Annotated in this window: 3 protein-coding genes; all 3 read left to right on the top strand. The window is 38.8% G+C overall.

The genetic code is table 11. The features are described from left to right. A partial coding sequence (locus F959_RS12930) for a YadA-like family protein (protein ID WP_004880857.1) occupies window positions 1–3,591 on the top strand: 3,591 nt, incomplete at its 5' end. A 60-nt stretch (window positions 3,592–3,651) separates the two neighbouring features. Next, window positions 3,652–4,443 carry a trimeric autotransporter adhesin/peptidogylcan-associated protein TpgA gene (gene tpgA, locus F959_RS12925; protein WP_004880856.1) on the top strand — a complete coding sequence of 264 codons (792 nt, stop codon included), beginning with the start codon at window positions 3,652–3,654 and terminating at the stop codon, window positions 4,441–4,443. Between the two features lie 410 nt (window positions 4,444–4,853). Further along, window positions 4,854–6,874: ESPR-type extended signal peptide-containing protein (locus F959_RS12920; RefSeq protein ID WP_004880855.1), on the top strand; the 2,021-nt coding region annotated here is incomplete at its 3' end.

Genomic DNA, 6,874 nt, shown 5'->3' with positions numbered 1-6,874 from the left:
GAGTTAAACAACACGATCAATAACACTAAAACCGAACTCAATACCAAGATTGACAACACCAAGACAGAATTGGAAAACAAAGGTCTCAATTTTGCAGGTAATACGGGTGCAGATGTCCATCGTAAGTTGGGTGACAAGTTAAATATCGTGGGTGGAGCAGATGCAGCAACATCTATGGATAAAACCAGCGGTGAAAATGTCATTACGCGTACTACAAAAGATGGTATTCAAATCGAATTATTGAAAGATGCGAAATTTGACAGTATCACGACAGGCGACAGTGTACTTAATGACAATGGTTTAACCATCAAAGATGGTGCAAGTATTACCAAAGACGGTATCAATGCGGGTAATAAAGTCATCAGCAATGTTGCGGATGGCGCAATTACCAACGGTTCCAAGGATGCAGTGAATGGTGGTCAAGTTAAAAATATTTCTGACAGCATCAAAAACAGCATCGGTGGCAACACGACTGTTAATCCAGACAGTAGCATCACAACGAATAACATTGGTGGCACTGGCAAAAATAACATCCATGATGCGATTAAATCTGTAGATGACAAAGTAACCAGTGGTGTTAACGACTTAACTGATAAAGGTTTGAGTTTTGCAGGTAATACGGGTGCAGATGTTCATCGTAAGTTGGGTGATAAATTAAATATCGTGGGTGGAGCGGATGCAGCAACGCCTGCGGATAAAACCAGCGGTGAAAATGTCATTACGCGTACTACAACAGATGGTATTCAAATCGAATTGTTGAAAGATGCGAAATTTGATAGCATCACAACAGGCGACAGTGTACTTAATAACAATGGTTTAACCATTAAAGACGGTGCAAGTATCACCAAAGATGGTATCAACGCAGGTAACAAAGCCATTACTAATGTTGCCGATGGTGTGAACGGTAAAGATGCAGTTAATGTTGACCAAATGACCAAAGTTAAAGATGGTTTAGATGGCAAGATTACTGATACTAATACGAAACTAGATGATGCGAAAAAAGATCTAGGTAATCAGATTGTCGATACCAATAAAAAATTGGATGACACAAAGCAAGACTTGGGTAACCAAATTAAGGATACCAACAACAAGTTGAATGATACTAAAGATCAGTTAACCACTCAGATTACAGATACCAAGACTGAGTTAAACAACACGATCAATAACACTAAAACCGAACTCAATACCAAGATTGACAACACCAAGACAGAATTGGAAAACAAAGGTCTCAATTTTGCCGGCAATGCAGGTGCAGATGTTCATCGTAAGTTGGGTGACAAATTAAATATCGTGGGTGGAGCAGATGCAGCAACGCCTGCGGATAAAACCAGCGGTGAAAATGTCATTACCCGTACCACAGCAGATGGTATTCAAATCGAATTATTGAAAGATGCGAAATTCGACAGCATCAAAACTGGTGACAGTGTACTTAATAACAACGGTTTAACCATCAAAGATGGTGCAAGCATTACCAAAGACGGTATCAATGCGGGTAATAAAGTCATCAGCAATGTAGCGGATGGTGTAAATAGCAAAGACGCAGTAAATAAAGGTCAACTAGATCAGCTTGCTGCGAAGCAAAAAGATAGTGATGATTCAGCAGTAAAATACAATGATCCAAAATCTAAAGATAAAGTGACGTTGCAAGGTAAGGATGGCACCACTTTAGATAACGTTAAAGATGGTCACATCTCAGCGGGCTCAAAAGAAGCTGTAAATGGCGGTCAGATTCATAATATTGCTGACAGCATCAAGAACAGTATCGGTGGGAATACTACGGTTAATCCTGACGGTAGTATTACAACCAACAACATTGGTGGTACGGGTAAGCATAATATCAATGATGCGATTGCTGAAGTGAAAGACTCTGCAATCAAAGCCAAAACAACGGTAACTGAAGGCGACAATGTTGTTGTTAAAGAGACCACCAATAAAGATGGTAGTACTAACTTTGAGGTTTCGACCAAGAAAGACTTAACTTTAGACAGTATCACGACGGGTGATACTGTTCTGAATAACAATGGTTTAACCATTAAAGACGGTGCAAGTATCACCAAAGATGGTATCAATGCAGGTAATAAGAAAATTACTAATGTCGCTGATGGTGCAATCGCGAATGGTTCAAAAGACGCTGTTAATGGTGGTCAAATTCAGAATATTTCTGAGAGCATCAAAAACAGCATTGGTGGCAACACGACTGTTAATCCAGACGGTAGTATTACGACCAACAACATTGGTGGTACAGGTAAAAATAACATCAATGATGCGATTAAATCTGTGGATGATAAAGTAACTAATGGCGTCAATGATCTGACTAACAAAGGTTTAAACTTTGGTGCAAATGATCAAAAAGCGTCAGATGGAAAATCAGTACATCGTAAGCTTGGCGATACATTGAATATCGTTGGTGGTGCAGACGCTGATACTGCTGAAGATAAAACTAGCGGTGAAAATATCATTACGCGTACCACTGAAGATGGCGTGAAAATTGAGCTATTAAAAGATGCGAAATTTGACAGCGTTACAACAGGTAATACAGTACTCAATAATAATGGTTTAACCATTAAAGGTGGGCCAAGTATCACGATCAATGGTATCGATGCAGGTGCTAAGAAAATTACCAATGTTGCTGATGGCGTTGATGCGAAAGATGCAGTTAACAAAGGTCAGCTTGATAAGCAAATCAGTGATGTCAAAGATCAAATCGGTAAACAGATCGGTGATTTATCTGACAATACTGTGAAGTATGACAAAGACAAAGATGGCAATGTTGATAAAAACTCAGTCACTTTAGGTGGTGGTAAAGGTACAAACCTGAAAAATGTTGCTGACGGTAAGGTTGCTGAGGGTTCTAAAGATGCGGTTAATGGCGGTCAATTGTGGAATGTGCAGAAGAAAGTTGACCAAAACTCAAATGATATTCAGAACATTCAAAACAACATTGAAAACATTAACAATGGTAAGTCTGGTCTGGTTCAGCAGCAAAAGCCAAATGGTGAAATCACAGTGGGTAAAGATACGGGCGGTACAAGTATCAATATGGCTGGAAAAGATAGTGATCGTGTCATTCAAGGCGTAAAAGAAGGTGAAATCAAAGCAGGTTCTAACCATGCAGTGAATGGTGGTCAAATTCATAACATTTCAGAAAGCATCAAAAATAGTATTGGTGGTAATACATCAATCAATGCTGATGGCTCAATCACGACTAAAGATATTGGCGGTACAGGTAAAAACAATATTAATGATGCAATCGGTGCATTGAATCAGTCTAATCAAGATCTCGGGAACAAGATCAATAACCTTGGCGATCAATTACAGCAAGTTTTCTATGATACGAATAAACGTATTGATAATTTAGAAGACAAAATGTCTGCTGGTATTGCTGCAACAGCGGCATTGGAACAAGCTCCTTTTGTACCAGGCAAATTAACAATGGCTGTTGGTGCTGCTTACTATAATGATCAAAATGCTGTTGGTGTAACGTTCAGACGTACTGCTGACAATGGTCGTTGGTCACTTACAACTGGTGCTGCGCTGGGAAGTCAGGGAAGCCCATTAGTACGTATTGGTGTAAGTACAATTATTGACTAATTGCTTCAAATAAGGAGAGCTGCTGGCTCTCCTTAGCTAACAGATATGATGAGTAAAGAAATGAACAAAAACATTCAAATTTTGATGATGACAACATTCGTTGGTCTAAGCACAACAGTTGTAGTTGCACAAGAAGATGCCGTAAATCAGCAACAAGAGATTAAATTTCCTAAAGTTGACAAAAGCTATCTAAAACAAGTGCAACGTTACGAATACGACAATGTAGCTCGCTTAGATACAGGTTTAACTAAAGACCAAATTCGATATATTTTGGGCAATCCTCAATTTAGCGAAGGGGTATTTTTTGTAAAAACGTGGAACTATGTGTTAGATATTCGCCAGCCAAATAGCCAAGATTATTTACGTTGCCAGTTACGCGTAGACTTTGATAAAAAAAATCTATCTGAGCGCTTATCTTGGAAAGGAGAGGCTTGTGAGGGTTTAATGGCTTGGGGTGCAAACAATCAAGTACCAAATGGTGCAAATTTAACTGGAGCAAGATCAGGAAGCGTGTTCTTTGCATTTGATCGCTCAAATGTAAATGCAATCGAACAAGGTTCAAGTTCTGTGGCGGCAATTGCTGAGCGAATTAAGCAAAGCAATTCAACAGGTCCGATTACCGTTGCAGGTTTTGCTGATCCATTAGGTAAATTTTCATACAACCATCAACTTTCAGCACAGCGAGCGAATACAGTAGCGAAGCTTTTGGTAAATGAAGGTATTGATATCAATCGTATTCAAATCCAAGCCAATAGCCAAACTGATTTATACCAACAATGTGCGGGTAACAAAGCTAATAATCGTCTTGTTAGTTGTTTAGCTCCAAATCGACGCGTTAATATAAATTGGTAATTTTACCTTTTAGTTAAACTAAAAAGTCAGCCATCAAGCTGGCTTTTTTTATTTCTTGATACAAATCTAAATAGAATAATTTTAAATATTAAAAGTCAATTACTGTCAATTATCGTCATGTAATAGCGATTTTTAAATATTCCTTAGAGAGGCTAAGGTGAAAAGTATACTTTTTTTTTATTAAAAATTAAAAAATAGAACATGTTTTTAATAAAAAAATTAGAATTATACCTTTATGATGCAAAACGATAATGTAAGTTTGCGGCGTTGTATTGGAGTTAAAGTGTGATTTACTTGGCATAAGAAAAACGTTATTTTATCTGACAATAAATTACATTTTTTACTTAGTAGATAGACTTGTATACATAAGGCTACAAGTTATAACTTCTTTTCTGCGTTTGGAAATTATTATGAATAAGGTTTATAAAGTTGTATGGAATGCCTCTTTAGGCGTATGGGTGGCGGTTTCTGAAATTGCCAAAGGGAAAACAAAAAATAGTGGAAGTGTTGGGCAAACTCTTTCTTTAGAACATAAAGAACAACCGAGTTTAGGTAATCTTTTTTTTAATTACAAAGCTTTAACTCTTGCTATTTTTGCGGCATTTACTGCTGATTTTGCCCATGCAGGTTATGAAGCTGGAGGGGGGACTACTCGGGCCAACTGTACGAGAACTTCAAATGGGACAGGAGGTGAAGCTGCCGCAATTGCCATTGCAAATGAAAATAGTACAGCCTGTGCATCAGCAGTTGAAGCAATAGCAATTGGTGCAAATTTAGCAGCTCAGGGGGCGCAATCTACTGTTATTGGAAATGACGTTGTTACCAGTACTAGTGCAGAACAAGCTGTTGTTATTGGTTCAAATTTTAATGTAAATCCGACCACATCGAATGGTAAAGGTGGTGTAGCTATAGGTAGTGGTTTATCTACTACACATAGCAGTCCAATAGCTGATGGTCAGGGGTCATTAGCTTTAGGTTCGAGTGGTGATGGCACTACAATTAATGGGACCACTTATAACCAGCAAGGCCCTGATGCTAAGGCTGCTTATAGCGCGGCTCTTATGGCAGGATCACAAGTAGCTACTGGTGCTGACAAATCTATTGCATTTGGTGTGGATGCAAAGGTCTCTGCAAATATAAAAGATGCTATTGCATTAGGTACTGGGGCGGTTGCTAGTGTTAATAATTCTGTTGCATTAGGTGGAGGTTCAACTACAACTGCGCCTACTGGTGCAAGTTACATTACCAACACTACAGCTCCTACTTCAGTTGTTTCAGTTGGCTCATCTACAAATCTTAGACGTATTCAAAATGTTGCTGATGGTGCTGCTGACCAAGATGCGGTGACTGTGGCTCAACTTAAAGATGTAAACAATCGTGCGGTTGGAAACACTACAGCTTTAGGAGGCGGAGCAGCCTATGATCCATCAACAAATGTATATACTGCACCAACTTTTACAACTACCAAAACAGATGGAACAACAGTAAACTCGAATACTGTGTCAGGTGCTTTAACTAATCTAAATAATGAAGTTATTAAGCCAATTACTTTTAGTGGGAATACAGGTAGTTCTGCTAACAAGCTTGGTTCAACATTAAATATTACTGGAACAGGCTCAACAGCTGGAACTTATTCTGGAAATAATTTAAAAACGTCAGTAAGTGGAAATACTGTTAGTATTCAAATGGCTGATGCACCTGTATTTACAGGTACAGTTACAGCAGGAAATCTTGCAACTGGTGGTACATTAAGTGTAACGGGAGTAAGTAATCTAAATGGTGGTGCAAATTTAAATAATCAAAAGATCACAAATGTTGCAGCAGGTACAGCATCAGGTGATGCGGTTAACTTTGGTCAGTTAACTACCACGAATAATAACGTAACGACTGCGCAAAATGCAGCAAATGCGGCACAGACATCGGCAAATGCAGCTCAAACTACTGCCAATTCTGCGTTAACAGAAGCACAAAAAGGTTTGAATTTTAGAGCAAATACAGGTGCTACAGATAAAGTTAGCTTAGGTGAAACCGTTACTTTTGCGGATGGTACTAATACAACCGTAACTTATGATGCCGCTACAAATACATATAAATATAGCGTTGTTAATGCACCTACATTTACAGGTACGGTAACGGCTGGAAATCTTGCAACTGGTGGCACATTGAGTGTTACGGGTGTAAGTAATTTAAATGGCGGTGCAAATTTAAATAATCAAAAGATTACAAATGTTGCAGACGGAAGCGTTGCAGCAGGCTCAAAAGATGCGGTGAATGGCGGTCAATTATTTACGACGAACCAAAACGTATCGACCAATGCGACGAATATTGCAACCAACACCAGCAATATCGCAACCAATACAACGGACATTGCAACCAATACAACGGACATCAGTAACTTACAAGGCCAAACCTTCAAGTTACAAGCGAATGG

This window comes from Acinetobacter venetianus RAG-1 = CIP 110063 (genome assembly GCF_000368585.1).
Lineage (GTDB): Bacteria > Pseudomonadota > Gammaproteobacteria > Pseudomonadales > Moraxellaceae > Acinetobacter > Acinetobacter venetianus.
This window is presented reverse-complemented; position numbering and strand designations above follow the sequence as displayed.